Here is a 23,296-nt window from a genome sequence, read left to right on the forward strand (position 1 = left end):
ATTCGTTTACTTATAATTACTATAATATATGCTGAATACAGGTAATTCTTCAAAAATAACCCGTCGAAATTTGTTGTAAACATCTCCAGTAAAAATTTGATACCCGTCCCATGGAGAATAAATATAACCTGGCAGACCTATTAATAGGTATATCTCTTTGTCTAGAGGGTGAACTCCTTCTACTTGTTTAATATAAAAATCTGTAAGATCTATAGTATACTTTTTACTATTAATATCCATTACATTTTGAGAAAGAACTCCATATATATTATTTGATGAATTATCAGTTAAAACTTGCTTGACGTAATTGTCTTTACTGACAATGTATACACTTAATAATTGAGGTTCTGGGATATTCTCCCATATTTCAGTTTTAGGTCGTAATTCAATTTCTGCTTTTACAATCGTTTTGTATCTGGTCTCATCTGCAATAAACGGTATTTTCATCTTCAACATGAAACCATTCATTCCTTCTATGATAGCCATTCTCCCTTCTTGAAAAGGTATAGCATCTGTAAATGTTGCATTTTTTAATGGAAAATTTTCTGATGCTTCATATTTAATATTTGTATAAGCATAAGATCCGGAAGAAAATGTTGGCATTGAAAAATATAATCCTTCTTTTGATCCAATGTGATAATAGCAGCGAAGTTGTATATCGGTAGCCGATAGTGATGTTAATACTGAATTGTGTTCTTGGGGAACAATGGCAAATCCTTTTAAATAATCCATAAATAGGTAATTTATTCCAAGTTTTTCCTCAAACATGGGATCACGAGATCTCATTCGGTTAAATAGATTTTGACCGATAGTGTCATTTATTTTAAAATAAAGTTCTCTTGTATAATTTTCTTTTTGTGGATAAATATTTAATGTTGCGAGTTTTTTATACCATGGTAAAGAATCGATATTACAGAATATAGGATTATCTATATTATAAATCATGTGTTTGTCTAATTGGTATAAATCGAATGCTTGATATTTTGTGGTATCTCCTGCTAATGTTTGAGGATTAGGGATTGTTAGTATTAAAGAATCAAATACACAATTAGTTTCCCACGTGACATTACTAGCGAAACCAGTTGGGTTTACTTGAAAATAAGGTATTGCCTTGGTGACACCAGTATAGTAATCTTTAATTTTCCCCATAGTGAGCTGGAAAGCACTAGTCGTTGACATGTTAGATGTCGGAAATGAATCTAATTTAATTGTAGAAGTTTCGTCTAAAATAAAACGTGTTACTTCTACATAGTGGTCGTTGGGAATTAAATTATCACCAATCGTTGTAAGGTCATTGTCACACGCATATAATGATAACAAAAAAAATGCGATAAAGAATATTCTCATGTTTCTTGATTTTGTTTTATAACAAGATGCGAAGGTATAACTATTTTCTAAAAAATCGATATTTGAAGTTGTATTTTATCTAATGAGAGGTTAAAAAAAAAGAATGCGTGACATTTCTGTCATCGTTTTGTTGGATTTCATGATAAAATATGTAGTTTTGCCTTTTGAATTAGAGAAAATATTATAGAATATTGCAAATAAAATAATCAAGTAGAAAAAGTATGAGAACATTTAGTTTATTAGTACTAGCCATTTTAGGATTCGCTTTTGTCGCTTGTGATGATGATGATCATTTAGGTGACTGGGAGAAAGCTCCTGAATTTAGCGGTAGATTACGTAACCAAGCTGTATCATTTGTTATTGGAGATTACGCTTATGTTGGAACTGGATTCGGAGTTGATTTAGCAGAATATACAGATTTTAAAAAGTATAATTTGAAAGAGGGAACTTGGACTGATGTTCCAGATAATTTTCCGGGAAAGGGACGCCATGGCGCTGTCGCATTTGTAGCTGAAAAGGAAGGGAAAACTTATGCTTATGTTGGATTGGGCTATATTTCTGCAAATCAAATACAGGGATCAGATGGAACAGACGTAATTCGTGCTAAAGAATATTTGAAAGATTTTTATCGTTTTGACCCGACAGATAATTCTTGGACAAGAATAGAAGATTTTCCAGGAGAAGCTCGTAGAGATGCAGTTGCTTTTACTCTAGATAATTATGGATATGTAGGAACGGGGCGTGCTGATAAAGCATTACTCTTCAAAGATTTTTATTGCTTTGACCCAAAGACCGAAACATGGAATACGAACGAGTTAGGGTTTAAGGGGGATCAAAGATACGGGGCATCTGCTTTTGTCGTTGGTGGTGCTGCTTATGTATGTTTAGGTGCAAAAGGATCTGGATATGCACAGGATGTTATTAAATGTACCCCATTAGGAGAGGGAAAAGTTTCTTGGGATAATATGCAAGCTTTAACTGATAAGCCAGGCGTAAAGCAAGATAAAGATTATGATCGGATTCCAAGAGCGTTCGCAGTATCTTTCGTTTCTAATAAAGGGAAGGATGGTGAAAATTATGCTTATATTGCAACTGGTACGGGAAATAGTTCTTCAACTGTATGGAAATATAATCATAAAAAAGATCAATGGCATCAAATGGAGGATTTAGCTCCATCTGCAGGTAACGTTGTTGGTGCTGTATCTTTTGTTGCTGATGGTTATGGTTATTATACAACAGGTGGTACTAGTATAGATCCAATTGATGCAGTTTCAAGTTCATCAACAAGATACTTTACCAATTCTACTTGGAAATTTATCCCAGATATAAAAGAAACTCGTAGAAACGACTATTAATTTAGTTTGATCACATAAAGGTTTATAAATTCTGACAAGAGAAATGATCTTGTCAGAATTTTTTTTGGGGGGATGTGGCTGAGCAACGTCTAACAGGTGTAAATCCTGAGCAAACTTTAATAGTGAAAATTACATAGACAATGGCAAGGGTGTATGTATAGGGAGGAGTCTAAAAGAACGTCCATGGCCAAACATCTGGCTTGACGACAGGACCACTATACAAGATATTAGCATGGATGAAATCGCCAAACAAATCAATGTGTTCTATCACTATTTGGAATGTAGTTGCCGTAAATGAAGAGAGTATAGTATAGAAAGATATTGCCTTATCCGAAGAGGTCGCACGGATTATGGTGATTAGTTGCCTTTTTACGAAAGTCACAGAGTAAAGTTAGCCATTCGAAGTCTGCAGGCGTCATAGTAGTGGTGCTTTTGATAGAGCATCATGAAAGACGAAATCTATTAATTAGGGATATATGTCCCTAATTAATAGATAATTAACATTGAGATTTGAGAGATGAAACTCGGTTATTTCGATTGAGTTTTTAATATTTAATTATTCAAAGGTCTTGATAGACGAAATTCGATCGTTCCAATTAATTCCTTTTTTTACTTTATAATCGTGAAAATTCCTTACTTTGCAATAATAGTAATAACCAGATTCCACACTGGTGAGGCCATTAACTGTAAATGTTATGGATTGAGCTTTATAATCGGGATTTCTGAAAAACGTTATTCCCTCGCCATTAGATGAATACATCAGATTGTGAGCGCCTGCTGTAAATGATGATATCATGTCATTCATACCGTAAGCGTCAAGGTGTGGGATAGCAACAGGAGGAATAAGCAATGCTTTTCTTCCTTGGCGTAGAGTGTTGTAATCTGCATGTTCGTATATGTAGATTTCGTATGAAGGCCCAAATATTCTTGAAATAGCATTCTTATTTTTAACTCCTTTAGATTGTTTGTTCATCTCCAGTTCTTCATAAGAATTGTAATATTCTATATCTCCATTAGAAGCAACATAAGTTGCTAATTCTGGTAACTCTTGGAGCCTATTATAGACTGCTGCAACTTCTTCATCCTCTAATATCATAAGTGTGTCATTTTCCATATAGAAAGGTGAAGAGTAAGTTTTTCCATTGTAAGTGAAATCAAATGTTTCTCTTAATGGAATAAATGGGTCATTGCTCTGTAAATTTTCAGTCGGAACTAGTTCTAAATCTGAATTTTGACATCCCAACATAACACCAATGAACAAGGCGATTAAAATTGTAATTTTTCTCATGATTTTGATTTTTATTAATAAATATTAGTCCCGATATAGAAACATAAATGAGCTATTTACGTGAAGATTACGGTTTTTCTTCGGCTACTTGTTTTACTTTTTATTACACCTCACTTTCTTGGATATTTAACTAAATGACTAAATTTTGATAATTCACAACTCTTTATGTTTTATCTGTGTTTATTTGTATATTTGCAAAGGTATGGTAATAAACAATTGCAATGTTGGTTGATTTGTGGTAAAATTGTTCCTTTTTTTGTGGTGTTTTTATTTGTGCCGTATGATAAATTTATTGTAGTAAATCTTGTTTATGAATAAACACTTTGGCGTAAATTGGGGTATAGCGGTAACGGTAATAGCTGTTTTGGGAGTGCTCGTTTGGCAGGCACTTTCGATTGTTGAATTGTATCATTTCCAAAAAGAGAGATTTGTCACCAAGGTGAACCATAAGATTACTCATTTCGTTAACGAATTGAATTTGCTTGCTGTACAAAAATCAGCTACCGTTCCCGTTGAGCGTTCTGTTCCTTGTTTGATGCTTACGAAAGGAGGAAAAAGCGAGAGGTGTCGACATTGGCGAGATGATGATTGGGTTGATGCGGAATGTCGGGCAATATATGATATCCGGGATACAACTCTTTTGACATTGGAAAAGTTCTACTCGCTTCTTAGACAAAGCATGAGGATGGATGAAAAATCTTTTCCTATTGAGATTAGCTTGTTGGATAGTTTTGGAAATAGAATTGATAGTTTTAGTTGTGGATATATACACCCTTGGTCTATGGTTAAAGCGGAACCCATTCGGTTATTTTTGGGGGAGAAGCACGTGTTAGAAGTTAGATTCATGTTTTCGATTCATCAGTTTTGGAACCGTTCGAAAAATTCTTTTATTCTTTTATTCGTATTTATGGTTTTGTTGATTGTTTGTATTATGATCTTAATACGCAAGATTAACCAAGAGAGGAAACGTACTATCGGGCAACATCTTTTTCTTGATACCGTGATACATAATTTGCAATCACCTTTGGATTATATGAGTTTTACACAAGAAGTTCTTGACAAGAAATATGGAAGTATGATGGAAATAGAGGATCAACAGGCACTAGAAAGAATTCGGGAAAAACAATCGGATATGGGGCGGGCCATTACTCGTTTGTTAACCTTGTCGGATATATTTCACCGGATTCAGATTTATCCTTATCCTCTTTGTTTGAAAGAGATGCTTGAAAAGCTAAATGCTTTGAATTTTGTGAAAATCCAACCTGGAAAACAGGTAGATATGAATATTGCTTGTGAGATGGAAAACCCGGAAATTTCTGTTGATCCGGTCTATTTCCCGATTGTTTTTGAAAATTTGATAGGAAATGCCATAAAGTATTCAGGAAAGAACGTGAAAATAGATATTACTTGTCAAGAAAAGGGGAAATGGATTGAAATTCGAGTAAAGGACAATGGGGCAGGGATTCCCCCGCGTAGTTTAAAACATATTTTTGAAATTTACTATCGCGATCCTTCCATACGGGATGACCATTCGAGAAAAGGGTTCGGGATTGGTTTGTCTTTTGTGTATTCTGTAGTGAAAGCTCATCATGGAAAGATTATTGTTCGTAGTATTGTAAATGTAGGAACAGAATTTATTATTATTTTACCTCATAGACAATGGAAAAGAAAATAGATGTTTTGTACGCAGAGGATGATGACAAGATGGCTAAGATGGTGAAAAATTTGCTGGAAGATCATGAATTTCATGTTCGGATTGCTTGTGACGGGAAGCGGGTGTGGGATGTTTTTCAGCATAGTCCCCCGGATTTGTTGCTGTTGGATTTGGAAATGCCGAAAAAAGATGGGTTGAAGATTGTTAAATTGGTTCGAAAGGTAAACAAACGAGTTCCGATCGTTTTTTATAGTTCGTACATGAATGTTGAGAAAGAATTGGAGGCGATAAAATTAGGAGCGGATGATTGTATTCGGAAAGGTTGCCCGATAGAGCTATTGTTGGAAAAATTGAGAAGTATTTATCGTAGAGTTGTACGAGATGAAGGAAGTCCTCAAATATATTTCTTATCTGAAACGACAAAATTTAATGCCGTGACTGGATTGTTAGTTATGAATGGGAAAAATTTGGTTCTAAAATCAATGGACTCCCGTTTGCTTCATTTGCTTTGTGTCAAAATGCACGAGATAGCAAGCAATGATTATTTGATTCGTGGATTATGGGGAATGGGGTATACAGAGAAGGGAAATGCATTGAGAAAAGGTATTACTCGTTTAAGAAGTATCTTGGAGGCAGATGCTTCTTTAATGATCGGAAATTCTTTTGGAGAAGGGTATTTTTTGACTTCTCGAGATTTGCATTTGAAGGTATAGGGATGCATAACTTTATAATCTAAGTATCTCAATGCCTATTTGATAAACGAAATCGATCAAGATGTATTTGTATCTATGAGATTGTAGCGGGAAAGGTCGTATTTGTTTGCCATGTAATTTACTCCCGTGATGTTACTCTAATTTAACCCAAATAAGGAAGTAATCTTACCCCAATAATCCTACATATTCGTTGCGCTTTCGTTGTTCATTCGTTGTTCAAACGTTCCGGAATGGTTGAGCTCTGTTTAAGCTTCGAATAATCTTCGAATATGTGGAATTATTTCCTTAGTATCTCCCTAGGTTTTCCCTAGGTTCTTATTATAAGTCAGGCTTGGTGGTGTAGGGAAAATTCATACGGGTATTATGAACTTGATACAGGAAGTAATACAGATGCGAACTTTTTTATTATCTTTATCCCCCAAAATATATGCTTATCGAATGAAGAAATTTGGCATTATACTATTCTTCTGTTTGGCGACATTGGGAGTGTCGGCACAATGGAATACGACAAATATGTTGCGAGTGGGAAAGAGTGCGATCATGTTTGACGACTACGTGAGTGCAATTGAAAACTTCAATAATATTATACGGATAAAGCCTTACTTATCTGAACCTTATTTCTTCCGGGGACTGGCAAAGTTGAACCTGGATGATTTTGAGGGGGCGATAAGGGATTATACACAGGCGATAGAGTTGAACCCGAATTATTTCCATGCTTACATGTACCGGGGAATAGCCTATCATAACATGAAGCAGTACGAGGAGGCCATGCACGATTACAATACGGCAATCGCGATAAATCCGGGAGAGGCTTACGTGTTCGCGAACAGGGCAATTACCGAGGCGGATATGGGTGATTTCAAGGCGGCGGAGAAGGATTACTCAAAGGCGTTGATTATTGATAAAAACCTGTTGCCTGCCTATCTGAACCGGGCGATCATGCGGGAGAAGCTGGGCGATCAAGAGGGGGCTATTGCGGATTGTAACATGGCGATCAAGTTGAATATGTTTTCAGATGATGCTTACGGGTTGAGGGGATATTTGAGGTTTCAGGCAAAAGAGTATCACGACGCGATAGAGGATTATAACAAGGCGTTGAAGATTAACCCGGAGAACAAGCGGATTCTTATGAGCCGGGCGATTACTTGGTACGAGATGAAAAAGTATCCCGAGGCTTTGGAGGATTACACGGCCGTCTTGAAAGTGGATAGTACTTACGCGTATGCTTATTATAACCGGGCTTTGTTGCGGTCGGAAATCGGAGACGTGAATAATGCCATTCATGATTTTGACCAGGTGTTGGAGATGAACCCGGATAACATTTTGATTTATTTCAACCGCGGATTGTTGAAAATGGAGATCAAGGATTACGAGGGGGCTTATAATGACTTTTCCCAGAGTATCTCGATCTACCCCGATTTCGTGAAGGCATACCTGGCAAGAGCCGCGACGAGCATGGATATGCGGGATTACGATGCGGCCGAAAAGGATCGTTACAAGGCGGAAGAGATCATGGACCGCTACCGACGGATGAAGGAGGGGGATCGGAATGCTTTGGTGGATACCACGGAAAATTTCAAGCGACTGATAGATATAAATTCCCGGGATGACCGGATGAAAGACGTGATTAACGGACGCTTGCAGGATCGGAACGTGATTATCGAATTGCAGGATATGTTTATCGTGCAGTACTTGTCTTTGGATACATTACGAAAAGGGAAGGTGCAGTATTTTGACAAGCGGATCATGAAGTTTAACCAGGAACATAATTATAACCCGGCGTTGACCGTCTCGAATAAGAAATTTAATTACCCGAGGGAATTCGAGGATAATTATATCGAGACGCTGTCTTCGGATATCCGGAAAAACAAGGAGGTCACGGATGCATTGTTGCTGCGCGGTTCGTTGTACTTGAACCGGGGAGATTACACGAAAGCGATCGAAGATTTTCGGGCCGTGCTGGAGCGTGAGCCGAATCATTTGTTTGCTTTGATGAATTTGGCAAGTGCCCGTTCCCGAATGTACGACTACATCGAGTCGATAGAAGAGAAGACTTCCCGTGTCGTGGGTGAGGAGAAGAAAGTGGAGCGGAACGTGGATTATTCTTTGGTGTTGGAAGGAAATAACAAATGTCTGGAGATTGATCCGGAATTCGTTTTTGCCCTGTTTAATATCGCTAACGTGTATGCCAAGAGCGGTGAGATCCAGAAAGCGATCGATATGTACACGAAGGTGCTGGAGGTGGACGGGGATATCGCCGAGGCTTATTTTAACCGGGGGCTACTCCATATCTACCAGGGAGACCGGAGTGCGGCCAACGTGGATTTAAGTAAAGCCGGGGAGCTTGGGCTGACGGATTCTTATAGCATTATCAAGCGCTATTGCTCGGTGGAGGAGGAGTAAAAGGAGATAAAAGTTTATAAAGTCCGTAAGGTGGCCCCTTGCGGGGCGCTTTGCTTGTGGCTGCTGGGGCAACCGGGGTTTTGTGAGGTTGGAATCTAAAATCTAAAATCTAAAATCTAAAATTTAAAATTGTCTGATTCTCCACTCTTTCGGGTAATAGTTGTTTACCCGGTTACCGACTTCTTTTACCCAGCCCAGTCCGATGCCTTTGTAGGTGATGAGAATCCATTCGCCTTTGGGGGCATCGAAACGGATGTCTTCTTTGCGTAGGAATTGGAGGGCCGTCGGGAGGTCCACTTCCTGACGGGTGACGTACTTTTGTTGAAGTTTGTGGTATAGCGCCAGAGAGTGGGCGGGTTTCGTTTTCCCTTTTACACATTCACCGATTTCGCATCCCTTGTAAATGACACCGGCTTTGGTGGATAGATATTGAATAAATTCGGCATGTTGCTTGGGGAGAATACCTAGCGTTTCACCCGCGATGTAAGGCGTGTATGGGGTCATGTCCGGTAGAAGCGGGAGTATGTCGGCCGGGAGTTTGACCGCGGGTGACGGGGTGGCTCGCTTCTCTTTTTTCATGATAAAGGGTGTCCCGTCGTTTTTTTGAATAACTCCCATGAACAGACCTTCACCGTTCGTTTTGTGCGGGTAGAAATGATACCCGTGAAGAGGGGCGGGGGATGGGGTGATAGCCGGGAAGTTATGCCGGATCGCGATGGATGATGCATCGAACGTGGTCAGCATCCAATTCAGTATCTCTTCATTTTCACCCGGATTGTAAGTACAGGTGCTGTACACGAGATACCCTCCGGGGGTAAGCGCGTCCCACACGTCGGAAAGGATTCTTTTCTGGCGTTCTTCGCATAGACGGAGGTTATTCTCGCTCCATTCCGTGATGGCTTTCTCGTCTTTCCGGAACATACCTTCCCCGGAACAGGGGGCATCCACGAGAATGATGTCGAACGCTCCCTTCAGACTGGTGAAACGGTTGGGGTCACTATTGGTGACGACGACGTGATCGTACCCCCATTTGATCATATTTTCTTTAAGGATGGAGGCTCTTGATTTGATGACCTCGTTGGAAACCAGCAATGAATCCTTGGGCAGACTGCTTGCCAGTAACGTGGATTTACCTCCCGGGGCAGCACATAGGTCGAGGACCCGGAGAGGGGTATTCCCCGTTATTTGCTGCAGAACGACTTGCAGAAACATGGAAGAGGCCTCTTGCACGTAATAAGCTCCCCCGTGTAGAAGCGGGTCGGAGGTGAACGAGGGGCGTTCTTTCAGGTAATATCCATTACTGCACCAGGGCACTTGTTGTGAAACTAATTCCGGGAAGGGCAGGTTGGTAAGGGGTGTTTTCTCCGGGTTTAACCGGATGGAAGTGGGTGATTCCGAAACTAACGCCTGGAAGAAGGCTTCCGATTCCGTTCCAAGGAGCTGCTGCATCCTTTCTGTAAATGCTGGTGGTAATGAGATCATATACACGTTGGATTAATGGGACAAATTTAGTGATTTATTTCCTGATATATTTTACCTTCGCGAGAGAAAAGAGAGCGCGGAGTTGATTAACAGTTAGAAATAAAATGATTGAGATTAGCGAAAACTTTAGTTTGAAAGAATATAACACGTTTGGTATAGACGTGACTTGTAAATATTTTGTGAAGTGTGATCAGGAGAGCGAATTGTTGGAATTCGTGAGATCATACGAGTTGGACCCGGAAGAGATTTTGCTTTTAGGGGGAGGAAGTAATTTCTTGTTCACGGAAGACTTTGACGGGGTTGTCTTTTATCCCATGATGCAAGGGTGTGAGATCGTCGGGGAAGATGACGAACACGTGTTTGTCCGGGTCGGTAGTGGCTTCGTGTGGGATGATTTCGTGGCGTGGACGGTTGAACGCGAGTATGGAGGGGTGGAGAATCTTTCTCTGATCCCTGGGCATGTCGGGGCGACTCCGGTACAGAACATCGGGGCTTACGGGACGGAAGCGGGGGAATGTATTGACCGGGTGGAAGCCGTGGATATCGTGAAGGGAGAAAAGGTGACGATTGACGCGGCAACATGTCGTTTCAGTTACCGGGATTCTATTTTCAAGCATGAGTGGAAGAATCGTTTTCTGGTAACGTATGTCACGTTCCGTTTGGCGAAACATCCCGAGTTTAAGTTGCACTACGGGAGCGTGAAGGATGAAGTAGCCCGTTTGGGCGAACCTTCGTTGAAAACGATACGCCAAGCCATTATTCGTATACGGGAGGCGAAGTTGCCGGACGTGAAAGTTTTGCCTAATGCCGGGAGTTTTTTTAAAAACCCGATGGTTGAACGTGCTATCGCGGACGCCTTGTCGGAAAAGTATCCTGCACTGCCGATTTATCCCGTGGATGACGACCATGTGAAACTGGCTGCCGGGTGGTTGATCGAGGCTGCCGGATGGAAGGGAAAAGTGGTGGGGCATGCCGGGGTACATGAAAAACAGGCACTCGTGTTAGTGAATACGGGTGGGGCTACCGGTATAGAAATTGCACATTTGGCCAACGAGATAAAGAAATCCGTGTTCCTTCAGTTTGGAGTGTGGTTGGAAGCTGAGGTGAACGTGATATGAATGGAATTTCTAAATCTAAAATCAAAAATCATTAAATCAAAAATCAGAACGGGATGGTAAAATATTCGGAAAAGATAGATATTCGGGGACATTACACGGATTTGGAAGGGCGATTGATAGTGAAGTCCTTGTGTGATTTGTTTAACGACGTGGCAAACGTGCAGACTTACGCCCTGAAAATAGACGTACCCACGTTGAACGAGCAGGGGTTGACGTGGATGTTGCACAAGTTGCATATATTGATAGACCGAATGCCGGAGCAGGGAGAAAAAGTGACGTTGGAAACGTGGCCGTCGGGTATTGACCGTTTATTCGCGATTCGCGATTTTAGAATGCTGGACGGGGAAGAGGTTATATTGCGGGCTACTTCCGAGTGGATGGTGATTGATTTGAATCGTCGTCGTCCCGTGCGTTTACCGGCTTGCGTGACGGAAACGGCTGCCTTTTGCGTGGACGGTATTCGGGAAATTCCTTTTGAACTGGATACGAAAAAGATGCCGACAGACTTCGAGAGCACTCGTCGTTTCACGGCAACATACGATAATATTGATTTCAACAAGCATGTCACTCAAGCCACGTATGTACGCTGGGTTACCAATTCTTTGTCTTACGACTTCTTGAAGGACCACGAGATCACGGAGTTGGAAATCATTTACGAGCATGAGGTCCTGCCGGATAGCGTGGTGTGTGCCGGATGTCATGTTGAGGAAGCGGGAAATCGTGTAAAAGTGTATCATCAAGTGAAGAATGAAAGTTTGGATAAGACACATTGTTTTGCTGTTAGTTACTGGAAAAAACGGTAAGGACAAGGTGCATCCTTTTCTGTTTATTTCGTGAAATTCGGGTTAAAATACCGCTTATTTGTTTTGCAATAACGAGAAAATGCTATATATTTGCACCGTTAAAAAATGCCCAAGTGGTGAAATTGGTATACACGCTACTTTGAGGTGGTAGTGGCCGTTCGGCTGTGCAAGTTCGAGTCTTGTCTTGGGCACAAATCCCCTTCTTAATCGATTGATTTTGAAGGGGATTTTTATTAGTAAGGATACGTGTTACAAGGATTTCAATTTGGATATGTCCTTTCAGTTATCGCAATGTGGGCCTAAAGTTAAAAACCAAAAATAATCTATTGGGCAATTTGATTCCATAAATAATATTTGTACGTTTACAACGTAAAATAAAAGAAACACCATGGATAGAGCGTCAAAAAATGTTCACTTTGAGGGGAAATGGGAAGGAGCTAATAAACAAGTTGAGGTTAAATTATCACTTATCATTTTTGAGGATAGCGGCTCGCAGGTCGTGTATTGTCCGGCTTTGGACGTGTATGGTTATGGTGTCACGGAAAAAGAGGCATTAGATTCTTTCAAGGTTTGTCTTGGCGAGTTCTTGAAATATACCCTTAATAAGGGGACATTACATTCCGAGATGGCAAAAATGGGATGGACGATAAGGAAAAAGAAGTTTACTCCGCCTTTATTCTCTAAACTGCTAAAGATTAACGAGGACTTTAGTGATATATTCAACAATCATAATTTCAAAAAAATAGATCAAAATATTAACATCCCAATTCTTGCCTGATGGGAACCTTGCAGAATATATCTTTAGCTTTATTTCGTAGATTCTTGGAAGCGCAAGGATTAAAAGTTATAAGGAAAAAGGGAGGCCATGAGATGTGGGCTAAAAGTGGGTTGGGAAGGAGCATTGTTCTCCAAGCGCACGTGGATCCGGTGCCGGAATTTATTATTCGATCAAATTTAAGAACGATGGGGGTATCCGTTAAAGATTTTATCGCTTTTGTAGAGCAAAAGTGATGGTTTGTTGATTATGTTACATGATAGCGTAAATTGTTTTTTTTCTTTACTTTTGCCGACGAGAGAGAATGAATATTTTGAGTTATGGAAGAAAAAATAAGAACTCTTTTCAAACAATATAGTGGCAATGATGCATTGCGAGTAGAGTCACTACCCGTGTCCGGTTCGGCCCGGAGATATTACCGGGTGTTCACGGAAGACAGAACATACGTGGGTGTGTACCATGAAAATTTGCGGGAGAATCGTTTGTTCGTGGATTTTACTCGGCATTTTGAAAAATCCCGGTTGCATGTTCCGCACGTGTATTGTGTTTCGGAGGACGGGTTTTGCTATTTGCAGGATGATTTGGGGCCGGATATGCTGTTGAATGTCGTGGAGCGGGAGCGAGAGGGAGAATTTCTGAGCGAACATACCATGGAATTATATCGAAAAGCCTTGTCCGAGTTGTTGAAATTCCAGTTAGTGGGAGGAAAAGGATTGGATTATTCGGAATGTTTGCCTCGTCCTGTTTTTGATGAACGCTGTATCCGGTGGGATTTGAACTATTTTAAATATTGTTTTTTGAAATTGGCCGGAGTGGAGGCTGATGAGGATCGGTTGGAGGATGATTTCGATCGGTTAACGGCGAAACTGGTCATGGCCGGGACGGGTGGTTTCATGTTTCGGGACTTTCAATCAAGAAATATCATGGTCGTTGATAACGAGGTGTATTTTATCGATTATCAGGGAGGCAGGCAAGGAGCTTTGCATTATGACGTGGCGTCCTTGTTATATGACGCGATCGTGAAAATTCCTGAAAGTCAAAAGGAAGAATTATTGAATTTCTATATCCGGAAATTAACGGCGTGTGAACCGGAATACGCGGAAAAATTTCGGGAAATGTACTATCATTTCGTGCTGGTACGTTTGTTACAAGCCATGGGTGCGTTTGGGTTGCGCGGCCTGCACGAGGGGAAAACTCATTTTATTGACTCGATCGTCCCCGGTTTACAAGGAATTATCACGCTGTTCGAATCCGGAAAGCTGGAAGGAGAATATACCGAGATTCAGCACGCTATCCGAATGGCTTTTGAAAAATACTTCGTACCTTTGCACCCTGAAAGTAAAGAATAACCATTAAAATAATAGACAGATATGAATACTGTTGCAGAACAAGTAGCGTCACATTTGCTACAGATCAAAGCGATAAAGTTAGAACCGAATCACCCTTTTACATGGGCTTCCGGATGGAAATCTCCTATTTATTGCGACAACCGGAAGACCTTGTCTTACCCGGAAGTGCGTACTTATATCCGGGATCAGTTCGTGAACTTGATTAAAACGAAATACCCGCAGGTGGAATTGATCGCCGGGGTGGCTACCGGGGCAATTGCCCAAGGGGCTTTGGTGGCTCAAGAATTGGAGTTGCCGTTCGTGTACGTGCGTTCCGCCGCGAAGAATCACGGGTTGGAAAACTTAATCGAAGGTGAGTATAAAGAGGGACAGAAAGTGGTGGTCGTGGAGGATTTGATTTCTACCGGAGGATCCAGCTTGCAGGCCGTGGAAGCGTTGAGAAATGCAGGTTGTGACGTGTTGGGAATGGTGGCTATTTTCACGTATGGATTCCAGAAAGCGATTGATAATTTCACGAATGCTCATTGTGTTCTCGACACATTGAGTGATTACAACGCCATGATCGACCTGGCACAGAAAACCGGATACGTGCAGGAGAGCGACGTGGTCAAGTTGAAAGAGTGGCGCTTGAGCCCGGAATCTTATAAATAAGGGAATATGGCAACACGAGTTGTTAGTGAGGTCCAAAAAATTAATAGCGCGATAGCTGACGTGTACGCGTTTCTTTCTGATTTTTCGAAGATCGGAAAATTGATCGAGATGGCACGCCAGATGGGGGCCGGTAATCAGATGCCGGAACTAGCTGACAAGATCGAGGACGTTCGCACCACGGAAGATACCTGTACTTTTATGGTAAAAGGCGTTGGTGAAATGGGGATGAAAATCGTGGAACGGGAAGAACCGAAATTGATTAAACTGGAGGGGGACGGGCGCATACCTTTCGAATTTCAAGTATGGATACAATTGCTGGATAACGGCCCTTATGATACCCGCTTGCGGATAACGGCAGAGGCAGATTTGAACATGATGATGAAAATGTTGCTGAAGGGAAAGCTAGAAAAGGGAATCAATCAAATGGCAGAAGGTTTGGCGAAAATTCCTTATGGATATATATAATAACAAAAAAGCTCTTCACGATGAAGAGCTTTTTTGTTATTTGGATAGATCGTCAAAATCAATGTCGTCAAATTTGTTTGTTTCAATTTCTTCGTGAACTGCCATTGTTTCTCCGTTAAGAGCTGCTTTGATATAAGCGACAGCGTTGTCAAGCCCCTCTGCAAATTTATCAAAGTCTTCTTTGTATAAAAAGATCTTGTGCTTTTCGTAATTTTGAGAACCATCTTTTTCGAGTTTCTTCTTGCTTTCGGTAATTGTCAGATAATAATCGTTATTACGAGTAGCTTTTACATCAAAAAAATAAGTCCTTTTCCCTGCTCTCACCGGTTTTGAATAGATCTCATCCCGATCATTCATTTCCATACCATCATTCTTTTCGTAACCTTCCATGTTTAAATTAAAATTATTAATTAGACTTTGCGTTTCAAAAGTAGGAAAAATAATATAACAACATCGATTTTTGTATTATTTTTTTCTCGTTGTCTATCAATATCTTACTTTGATGAAAACGTTTTAAAAAGGTGTGTGGTCGTTTGTGGTAGATGTAATTTATTGATAGTCATTGTTTTGATTGTATTTAAATGGTCGAATGCCAGTTGCCGTTTTGAGTGTTCAGTAAAAATGGATTTTACCGCTTCGCGTGTAGATGCAGGTAAAGTGTAGTGGTGAATATTGTTTGCCGATGCATAGCGCTACATAGTTGTACAAAACGAATAAAACCGTATCTTTGTATGTTTTAAATTTGTAAATTTCAGACAATGGAAACAGTAGTAAGTGGAATCAGACCTACGGGTAATTTGCACCTGGGAAATTATTTTGGTGCCGTGAAGAATTTTCTAAAAATGCAGGACGAGTACAAATGTTTCTTTTTTATTGCCGATTGGCACTCGTTGACTACGCATCCGCACCCGGGTAACGTGGTGGAGAACGTGCGAAAGATTCTGGCAGAGTACCTTGCTTGTGGTTTGGATCCCGAGAAGGCGACAATATACGTGCAGAGTGATATTAAGGAGATTGCCGAGTTGTATTTGTATCTAAACATGAATGCTTATCTTGGCGAGTTGGAGCGTACAACTACTTTTAAGGAAAAAGCTCGTAAACAGCCGGATAACGTGAATGCTGGTTTGTTGACCTATCCCACGCTGATGGCCGCGGATATTATTATACACAGGGCTCACAAAGTGCCTGTCGGAAAAGATCAAGAGCAAAACATGGAGATGGCCCGGAAATTTGCCCGGAGATTCAATACGATATACGGAAGTGAATTGTTCCCGGAGCCGGCATCTTTCTCCTACACGGGGGAAGGAATCAAGATTCCGGGATTAGATGGTTCCGGGAAAATGGGAAAATCCGAGGGAAATGCCATCTATCTGGTTGATGATGCAACAACAATACGTAAAAAGGTGATGAAAGCCGTTACCGATAGCGGGCCAACCGAACCGAATAGCGTGAAACCGGAGGTGATCCAGAACCTGTTCACGTTGATGGATGTTGTTTCTTCGAAAGACACGTACGATTATTTCAACGAAAAATATAATAATTGTGAAATCCGCTACGGGGATTTGAAAAAGCAACTGGCAGAGGATATTATTAATTTCAACACTCCGATTCGGGAACGAATCATGGAATATGCCGCTAATCCGGATAATCTGGATAAAATTGCCGCGGCCGGGGCCGAGAAAGCACGGGCTAGCGCGGCTGTCACGATGAAAGAAGTGCGTAAACTTATCGGGTTCCGCTAGTAGTATAAACATAGAATTGAAAATTGAGATGCCGTGGCATTTTCAATTTTCAATTTTTAATTTTCAATGATTATGTACGAATATATAAAAGGTGAATTAGTGGAGGCAACTCCGGCAAACGCGGTTGTCGACTGTGGGGGTGTCGGGTATTATATTCATATTTCGGTTAATACGTATTCTAAAATAGCTTCCCAGAATCAGGTCATGTTTTATATTCACCAGATTGTGCGGGAGGATGCTCATTTATTGTATGGATTCTTTTCTAAAGAGGAGAGAAGTTTATTCCGGGCATTGATCTCTGTTTCCGGAATCGGGGCTAACACGGCGAATGTCATGTTGAGCTCTATGTCGGTGGAAGAAATAACCGGGGCGATACTTACGGAAAATGTAAATGCTATAAAGAGCGTGAAAGGGATTGGCGTGAAGACTGCCCAGCGGGTTATTATTGAACTAAAGGATAAAGTTGGCAAAGAGGGAGTTCCTGTGGAGGGATTGAGTCTTTCTACAAGTGCTGTTCGGGAAGAAGCACAGGCCGCTTTGGTTATGTTGGGCTTTGCTCGTGCTCAAGTGGCGAAAACATTGGATAAGATTTTGGCTTCGGAGAAAGTCGAAACTGTCGAAAATCTGATCAAATTAGCTCTAAAACATTTGTAATATTCCGCTTCTTGTTCGGGGTTTCCTGGTCCTTGGTTAATGGTTGGTCTATCCCATGAACCTGTCATGTATATTCATGCGCCGTTGCGTTTTTTTGGAGCGACGTTGTGGATTGGTAGTGTTTCCCGGCCCGCTCGATCCCTGGGACCGGTCGATCCTTGCCCGTGATTTTCCCGTAGTTTTCCGGTTGCATGCAGGTGTTAAAGGCGTATCATTGCCGCATCAAAGACGTTTCAAAGACGTTCACGGGCGTCCTTGAAAGGTGTATATTCAGGTATTATTATCTTTTTGCCGGTTGTTTTTCCCGTTGAATCGCGCCTCGATCCCGGGGAAGCGGGGGGCTTGACCCTTTTTTACCGGGCGGGGGCGAAAAAACTTTTCTCCCTAACGTTTTTCCAGCCAGGCTCTTGCGGTGGTGAGAGGAAAAAACTTGAAAAATAATCGCTAGAATATTTGGAAAAAGGGAAATGATTGCCTTATCTTTGCACCCGCTTTCGAGAGAGAGGGCGCGAGGGGGAAGAGGTTAAAACGAGGGGCCGGGAAAAAAGTTTGAAAAAAAGCTTGAAAAAATTTGGAGATTGAAAAACAAGCCTTACCTTTGCAGCCGCTTTCAAGAGGGGGAGCCGGGAGGGACGATCGAGAGCGGGAGAAGATGAAAGAAGAGTTCTTTAAGATATTGAGATGAACAAAACGTAGCGAGCGTGAATCGGAATCGACGGGAGTCGAGATTCATACACATGACCCTGCCAGATAAAATTTCTGTAAAGTAACTTTTACCATGAAGAGTTTGATCCTGGCTCAGGATGAACGCTAGCGACAGGCTTAACACATGCAAGTCGAGGGGCAGCACGGGGTAGCAATACCCCGGTGGCGACCGGCGCACGGGTGAGTAACACGTGTGCAACCAACCCCGTACCGGGAGATAACCCGCGGAAACGTGGACTAACACCCCATAACACCTTTCCCCCGCATGGGGGGGAGTTTAAAACCCCGGTGGTACGGGACGGGCACGCGCGACATTAGGTAGTTGGCGGGGTAACGGCCCACCAAGCCGACGATGTCTAGGGGTTCTGAGAGGAAGGTCCCCCACACTGGAACTGAGACACGGTCCAGACTCCTACGGGAGGCAGCAGTGAGGAATATTGGTCAATGGGCGAGAGCCTGAACCAGCCAAGTCGCGTGAGGGAAGAATGGTCTATGGCCTGTAAACCTCTTTTGTCAAGGAAGAATAAGCGGCACGAGTGCCACCTTGCCAGTACTTGACGAATAAGCATCGGCTAACTCCGTGCCAGCAGCCGCGGTAATACGGGGGATGCGAGCGTTATCCGGATTTATTGGGTTTAAAGGGCGCGTAGGCGGGACGACAAGTCAGCGGTAAAAGACTGCAGCTAAACTGTAGCACGCCGTTGAAACTGTCGACCTGGAGACGAGACGAGGGAGGCGGAACAAGTGAAGTAGCGGTGAAATGCATAGATATCACTTGGAACCCCGATAGCGAAGGCAGCTTCCCAGGCTCGGTCTGACGCTGATGCGCGAGAGCGTGGGTAGCGAACAGGATTAGATACCCTGGTAGTCCACGCCGTAAACGATGCTCACTGGATCTTGGCGATACACGGCCAGGGTTCAAGCGAAAGTATTAAGTGAGCCACCTGGGGAGTACGTCGGCAACGATGAAACTCAAAGGAATTGACGGGGGCCCGCACAAGCGGAGGAACATGTGGTTTAATTCGATGATACGCGAGGAACCTTACCCGGGTTTAAATGCAGGTTGCATGAGGTGGAAACACCTCTTCCCCTCGGGGCCACCTGCAAGGTGCTGCATGGTTGTCGTCAGCTCGTGCCGTGAGGTGTCGGGTTAAGTCCCATAACGAGCGCAACCCCTATCGCCAGTTGCCATCGGTTTCAGCCGGGCACTCTGTCGAGACTGCCACCGTAAGGTGCGAGGAAGGCGGGGATGACGTCAAATCAGCACGGCCCTTACACCCGGGGCGACACACGTGTTACAATGGCCGGTACAGAGGGCAGCCACGGGGCGACCCGGAGCGAATCTCTAAAGCCGGTCGTAGTTCGGACTGGAGTCTGCAACCCGACTCCACGAAGTTGGATTCGCTAGTAATCGCGCATCAGCCATGGCGCGGTGAATACGTTCCCGGGCCTTGTACACACCGCCCGTCAAGCCATGGAAGCCGGGAGTACCTGAAGATCGTGACCGCGAGGAACGGGCTAGGGTAATACCGGTAACTGGGGCTAAGTCGTAACAAGGTAGCCGTACCGGAAGGTGCGGCTGGAACACCTCCTTTCTGGAGCTGGAGTCATGCGGCTCGCTACAGCAAGTTCATCATCAACGGGATTCCCTCGAGGGATCTTCACGACGAGGCTCGTTGCCCCGGTCCCGACATCATGAATTTAGAATTTAAAATTTAGAATCTAGTCAATCTAGAATCTAGAATCTTTAAATCTGGAATTCGAGAAGTTCTTTGACATGCTGGAACGTTAACGGATCATTTGATCCGCGAAGTATAAGAATGTAGTAGAATAACACAGAGCCGCCGTCGTCGGGAGACGACGGCAAAGGTGAAATGATTAAAGACACACGACGCTAACGAACGTGAACGATCAAGGGCGCGCGGTGGATGCCTAGGCTCTCGGAGGCGATGAAGGACGCGATAAGCCGCGATAGGCCACGGCGAGGTGCAAGTAACCCTTGACCCGTGGATTTCCGAATGGGGCAACCCGGCCGTCTAGATGACGGTCATCCAGCAATGGAGGCGAACGCGGGGAACTGAAACATCTCATTACCCGCAGGAGAAGAAAACAACAGTGATTCCCCCAGTAGTGGCGAGCGAACGGGGAAGAGCCCAAACCGGTGCCGTTTCGGCGACACCGGGGTCATGGGACCGCGCCATTCGACGATGGACGAAGTGCAATTACCTGGAAAGGTAAGCCGCGGAGGGTGATAGCCCCGTGCACGACAGCCCCATCGAAGATAGCGGAATCCCGAGTAGGGCGGGACACGAGAAATCCTGCCTGAATTCGCCAGGACCCCCTGGCAAGGCTAAATACTCCCGAGAGACCGATAGTGAACCAGTACCGCGAGGGAAAGGTGAAAAGTACCCCGAGCAGGGGGGTGAAATAGACCCTGAACCCGCGCGCCTACAAGCGGTCGGAGCCATGAAATATGGTGACGGCGTGCCTTTTGCATAATGAGCCTACGAGTTAGTCGTCACCAGCGAGGTTAAGGGCTTCAGGCCCGTTAGCCGAAGTGAAAGCGAGCCTTAACAGGGCGACGAGTTGGTGGCGCTAGACGCGAAACCTTGTGATCTACCCACGAGCAGGTTGAAGTCGCGGTAACGCGTGATGGAGGACCGAACCGGTAAACGTTGAAAAGTTTTCGGATGACTCGCGGGTAGGGGTGAAAGGCCAATCAAACTGGGAAATAGCTCGTACTCTCCGAAATGCATTTCGGTGCAGCCTGTGATGTTCTGTTCCAGAGGTAGAGCTACTGGTTGGACGCGAGGGCTTCACCGCCTATCAAATCCGGATAAACTCCGAATGCTGGAACACGAAATCATGGAGTGAGCCCGCGGGTGCTAAGGTCCGCGGACGAGAGGGAAAGAACCCGGACCACCGGCTAAGGTCCCGGATGGACAGTTAAGTTGATCAAACGAGGTGGGATCGCGGAGACAGCTAGGATGTTGGCTTGGAAGCAGCCATTCATTTAAAGAGTGCGTAACAGCTCACTAGTCGAGCGATCCCGCGTGGATAATACACGGGCATCAAACTGTCAACCGAAGCCGTGGGGTCAGTGTTGAACTGACCGGTAGGAGAGCATTCCTGCCAGCGTTGAAGGTCACCCGCGAGAGTGACTGGAGCGGCATGAAAAGCAAATGTAGGCATAAGTAACGATAATGGGGGCGAGAACCCCCCACGCCGCAAGACCAAGGATTCCCCGGCAATGTCAATCAGCCGGGGGTCAGCCGGCCTCTAAGGCTAACCCGAAGGGGGACGCCGACGAGAAACGGGTTAACATTCCCGTGCTTCTCGTCACCGTGACGCGGTGACGGGGTGATGAATGGACCGCGCGCTGACGGAATAGCGCGTTGAAGACCGTACCCTTTGACGGTGGTAGTCAAGCACGCCACCGGAGGCGAAAGTCGATAGTACCTCGAGGCCTCGGCCGAGGGGATAGCGTCCAGGCAATTTACCCCCGAGAAAACCCGCTAAACTTCAAGTGACGAGGAACCGTACTGTAAACGGACACACGTGGTCGGGTAGAACATACCAAGGCGCTCGAGTGATTCATGGTCAAGGAACTAGGCAAAATAGTCCTGTAACCTCGGGAAAAAGGACGCTCTAGTGATAGAGCCGCAGAGTAATGGCCCAGGCGACTGTTTACCAAAAACACATGGCTATGCCAAATCGAAAGATGACGTATATGGCCTGACACCTGCCCGGTGCCGGAAGGTTAAGAGGAGAGCTCAGGGGTGACCCGAAGGTTCAAATTGAAGCCCCGGTAAACGGCGGCCGTAACTATAACGGTCCTAAGGTAGCGAAATTCCTTGTCGGGTAAGTTCCGACCTGCACGAATGGTGTAACGATCTGGGCACTGTCTCGACCATGAGCTCGGTGAAATTGTAGTTCCGGTGAAGATGCCGGGTACCCGCGACGGGACGGAAAGACCCCGTGAACCTTTACTGCAGCTTCGCGTTGTTCCCGGGCACGGGACGTGTAGGATAGGTCGGAGGCAATGAAGCGGTTTCGCCAGGAATCGTGGAGCCATCGTTGAAATACGACCCTTCTCTTGTCTGGGATCTAACCCATGTGATGGGGACACCGCGTGGTGGGTAGTTTGACTGGGGTGGTCGCCTCCAAAAGCGTAACGGAGGCTTCCAAAGGTACCCTCGGGTTGGTTGGTAATCAACCTTGGAGTGCAATGGCACAAGGGTGCTTGACCGGGAGACTTACAAGTCGATCGGGTGCGAAAGCAGGGCATAGTGATCCGGTGATCCCGCGTGGAAGGGTCATCGCTCAAAGGATAAAAGGTACTCCGGGGATAACAGGCTGATCGCCCCCAAGAGCTCATATCGACGGGGCGGTTTGGCACCTCGATGTCGGCTCGTCACATCCTGGGGCTGGAGAAGGTCCCAAGGGTTCGGCTGTTCGCCGATTAAAGTGGCACGCGAGCTGGGTTCAGAACGTCGTGAGACAGTTCGGTCCCTATCTGTCGTGGGCGTTGGAGATTCGAGAGGTCCTGACTCTAGTACGAGAGGACCGGGTTGGACGCGCCGCTAGTGAACCTGTTATGACGCCAGTCGTACGGCAGGGTAGCCACGCGCGGACGGGATAAGCGCTGAAAGCATCTAAGCGCGAAGCCTGCCTCGAGATGAGATCTCCTTGCAGGGTCGTCGTAGACGACGACGTCGATAGGCCACAGGTGTAAAGCCGGTGACGGCAAAGCCGAGTGGTACTAATCACCCGAAAGTTGACGTTCGGCGGG

General features: G+C 44.1%; 16 protein-coding genes, 1 tRNA gene and 2 rRNA genes. 15 read left to right on the plus strand and 4 right to left on the minus strand.

What is annotated here, in order from left to right:
* Positions 1–6 precede the first annotated feature (6 nt).
* A complete protein-coding gene (locus tag D8S85_RS18150) occupies positions 7–1,347 on the minus strand; it encodes a DUF4270 family protein (RefSeq protein WP_106481733.1) in 1,341 nt (446 codons plus the stop codon).
* Between the two features lie 221 nt (positions 1,348–1,568).
* Between D8S85_RS18150 and D8S85_RS18155 the strand changes: the two genes are divergently transcribed.
* Positions 1,569–2,702 carry a Kelch repeat-containing protein gene (locus D8S85_RS18155; protein WP_106481735.1) on the plus strand — a complete coding sequence of 378 codons (1,134 nt, stop codon included), beginning with the start codon at positions 1,569–1,571 and terminating at the stop codon, positions 2,700–2,702.
* Positions 2,703–3,258: 556 nt separating this feature from the next.
* On the opposite strand, the gene D8S85_RS18160 is transcribed toward D8S85_RS18155, so the two are convergent.
* Positions 3,259–3,990, minus strand: coding sequence for a hypothetical protein (locus D8S85_RS18160; protein ID WP_127075481.1), 732 nt, complete (start codon positions 3,988–3,990; stop codon positions 3,259–3,261).
* 310 nt (positions 3,991–4,300) lie between these two features.
* Here D8S85_RS18160 and D8S85_RS18165 point away from each other — a divergent pair, with 310 nt between their 5' ends.
* The 3 genes from D8S85_RS18165 to D8S85_RS18175 all read left to right on the plus strand — a co-directional run bounded on the left by D8S85_RS18165 (position 4,301) and on the right by D8S85_RS18175 (position 8,760).
* Positions 4,301–5,665 (plus strand): sensor histidine kinase, encoded by a 1,365-nt coding sequence (locus D8S85_RS18165; RefSeq protein ID WP_127075483.1) that lies wholly within the window; start codon positions 4,301–4,303, stop codon positions 5,663–5,665.
* Complete coding sequence (locus D8S85_RS18170) at positions 5,650–6,357, plus strand: response regulator transcription factor (RefSeq protein WP_106481739.1); 708 nt, start codon at positions 5,650–5,652, stop codon at positions 6,355–6,357. The genes D8S85_RS18165 and D8S85_RS18170 overlap by 16 nt, the downstream gene beginning before the upstream one ends.
* Positions 6,358–6,795: 438 nt before the next feature.
* Positions 6,796–8,760 (plus strand): tetratricopeptide repeat protein, encoded by a 1,965-nt coding sequence (locus D8S85_RS18175; protein WP_228423265.1) that lies wholly within the window; start codon positions 6,796–6,798, stop codon positions 8,758–8,760.
* Between the two features lie 123 nt (positions 8,761–8,883).
* Here D8S85_RS18175 and D8S85_RS18180 read toward each other — a convergent pair whose 3' ends face one another.
* Complete coding sequence (locus D8S85_RS18180) at positions 8,884–10,242, minus strand: methyltransferase RsmF C-terminal domain-like protein (RefSeq protein ID WP_172726540.1); 1,359 nt, start codon at positions 10,240–10,242, stop codon at positions 8,884–8,886.
* A gap of 104 nt (positions 10,243–10,346) precedes the next feature.
* Here D8S85_RS18180 and murB point away from each other — a divergent pair, with 104 nt between their 5' ends.
* From murB to D8S85_RS18220, 7 genes are all read left to right on the plus strand, one after another.
* Positions 10,347–11,360, plus strand: a complete 1,014-nt coding sequence (murB, locus tag D8S85_RS18185; RefSeq protein WP_172726541.1) for a UDP-N-acetylmuramate dehydrogenase — start codon at positions 10,347–10,349, stop codon at positions 11,358–11,360.
* 53 nt (positions 11,361–11,413) lie between these two features.
* Entirely contained in the window at positions 11,414–12,163 is a 750-nt protein-coding gene (locus D8S85_RS18190; RefSeq protein WP_106481743.1) for an acyl-[acyl-carrier-protein] thioesterase, read from the plus strand.
* Positions 12,164–12,270: 107 nt separating this feature from the next.
* Positions 12,271–12,354, plus strand: a tRNA-Leu gene (locus D8S85_RS18195).
* Positions 12,355–12,551: 197 nt separating this feature from the next.
* Positions 12,552–12,941, plus strand: coding sequence for a hypothetical protein (locus D8S85_RS18200; RefSeq protein ID WP_106481823.1), 390 nt, complete (start codon positions 12,552–12,554; stop codon positions 12,939–12,941).
* 317 nt (positions 12,942–13,258) lie between these two features.
* A complete protein-coding gene (locus tag D8S85_RS18210; RefSeq protein WP_106481828.1) occupies positions 13,259–14,287 on the plus strand; it encodes an aminoglycoside phosphotransferase family protein in 1,029 nt (342 codons plus the stop codon).
* 21 nt (positions 14,288–14,308) lie between these two features.
* Positions 14,309–14,938: an orotate phosphoribosyltransferase gene (gene pyrE, locus D8S85_RS18215; protein ID WP_106481830.1), complete on the plus strand. Its 630-nt coding sequence runs from the start codon at positions 14,309–14,311 to the stop codon at positions 14,936–14,938.
* A 6-nt stretch (positions 14,939–14,944) separates the two neighbouring features.
* Positions 14,945–15,403 carry an SRPBCC family protein gene (locus tag D8S85_RS18220; protein ID WP_106481832.1) on the plus strand — a complete coding sequence of 153 codons (459 nt, stop codon included), beginning with the start codon at positions 14,945–14,947 and terminating at the stop codon, positions 15,401–15,403.
* 36 nt (positions 15,404–15,439) lie between these two features.
* Here the strand turns inward: D8S85_RS18220 and D8S85_RS18225 are convergent, their stop codons facing one another.
* Positions 15,440–15,793: a DUF3276 family protein gene (locus tag D8S85_RS18225; protein ID WP_106481834.1), complete on the minus strand. Its 354-nt coding sequence runs from the start codon at positions 15,791–15,793 to the stop codon at positions 15,440–15,442.
* A 368-nt stretch (positions 15,794–16,161) separates the two neighbouring features.
* On the opposite strand from D8S85_RS18225, the gene trpS reads away from it, so the two are divergent.
* The 4 genes from trpS to D8S85_RS18245 all read left to right on the plus strand — a co-directional run bounded on the left by trpS (position 16,162) and on the right by D8S85_RS18245 (position 23,290).
* Positions 16,162–17,145 (plus strand): tryptophan--tRNA ligase, encoded by a 984-nt coding sequence (gene trpS, locus D8S85_RS18230; RefSeq protein WP_106481836.1) that lies wholly within the window; start codon positions 16,162–16,164, stop codon positions 17,143–17,145.
* Between the two features lie 72 nt (positions 17,146–17,217).
* Positions 17,218–17,799, plus strand: a complete 582-nt coding sequence (gene ruvA / locus D8S85_RS18235) for a Holliday junction branch migration protein RuvA (RefSeq protein ID WP_106625172.1) — start codon at positions 17,218–17,220, stop codon at positions 17,797–17,799.
* 775 nt (positions 17,800–18,574) lie between these two features.
* Positions 18,575–20,099, plus strand: a 16S ribosomal RNA gene (locus D8S85_RS18240).
* A gap of 306 nt (positions 20,100–20,405) precedes the next feature.
* A 23S ribosomal RNA gene (locus tag D8S85_RS18245) occupies positions 20,406–23,290 on the plus strand.
* Together the 16S and 23S rRNA genes form the textbook arrangement of a ribosomal RNA operon.
* Positions 23,291–23,296 lie beyond the last annotated feature (6 nt).

The sequence above is a fragment of the Butyricimonas faecalis genome (assembly GCF_003991565.1).
In the GTDB taxonomy this organism is placed as follows: Bacteria; Bacteroidota; Bacteroidia; order Bacteroidales; family Marinifilaceae; genus Butyricimonas; species Butyricimonas faecalis.

Coding starts and splice junctions, on each gene's coding strand:
- D8S85_RS18170 (WP_106481739.1), top strand. CDS start 5,650: ATGGAAAAGAAAATAGATGTTTTGTACGCAGAGGATGATGACAAGATG.
- D8S85_RS18180 (WP_172726540.1), bottom strand. CDS start 10,242: ATGATCTCATTACCACCAGCATTTACAGAAAGGATGCAGCAGCTCCTT.
- D8S85_RS18175 (WP_228423265.1), top strand. CDS start 6,796: ATGAAGAAATTTGGCATTATACTATTCTTCTGTTTGGCGACATTGGGA.
- D8S85_RS18200 (WP_106481823.1), top strand. CDS start 12,552: ATGGATAGAGCGTCAAAAAATGTTCACTTTGAGGGGAAATGGGAAGGA.
- D8S85_RS18150 (WP_106481733.1), bottom strand. CDS start 1,347: ATGAGAATATTCTTTATCGCATTTTTTTTGTTATCATTATATGCGTGT.
- D8S85_RS18220 (WP_106481832.1), top strand. CDS start 14,945: ATGGCAACACGAGTTGTTAGTGAGGTCCAAAAAATTAATAGCGCGATA.
- murB (WP_172726541.1), top strand. CDS start 10,347: ATGATTGAGATTAGCGAAAACTTTAGTTTGAAAGAATATAACACGTTT.
- D8S85_RS18160 (WP_127075481.1), bottom strand. CDS start 3,990: ATGAGAAAAATTACAATTTTAATCGCCTTGTTCATTGGTGTTATGTTG.
- D8S85_RS18225 (WP_106481834.1), bottom strand. CDS start 15,793: ATGGAAGGTTACGAAAAGAATGATGGTATGGAAATGAATGATCGGGAT.
- ruvA (WP_106625172.1), top strand. CDS start 17,218: ATGTACGAATATATAAAAGGTGAATTAGTGGAGGCAACTCCGGCAAAC.
- trpS (WP_106481836.1), top strand. CDS start 16,162: ATGGAAACAGTAGTAAGTGGAATCAGACCTACGGGTAATTTGCACCTG.
- D8S85_RS18190 (WP_106481743.1), top strand. CDS start 11,414: ATGGTAAAATATTCGGAAAAGATAGATATTCGGGGACATTACACGGAT.
- D8S85_RS18210 (WP_106481828.1), top strand. CDS start 13,259: ATGGAAGAAAAAATAAGAACTCTTTTCAAACAATATAGTGGCAATGAT.
- D8S85_RS18165 (WP_127075483.1), top strand. CDS start 4,301: ATGAATAAACACTTTGGCGTAAATTGGGGTATAGCGGTAACGGTAATA.
- D8S85_RS18155 (WP_106481735.1), top strand. CDS start 1,569: ATGAGAACATTTAGTTTATTAGTACTAGCCATTTTAGGATTCGCTTTT.
- pyrE (WP_106481830.1), top strand. CDS start 14,309: ATGAATACTGTTGCAGAACAAGTAGCGTCACATTTGCTACAGATCAAA.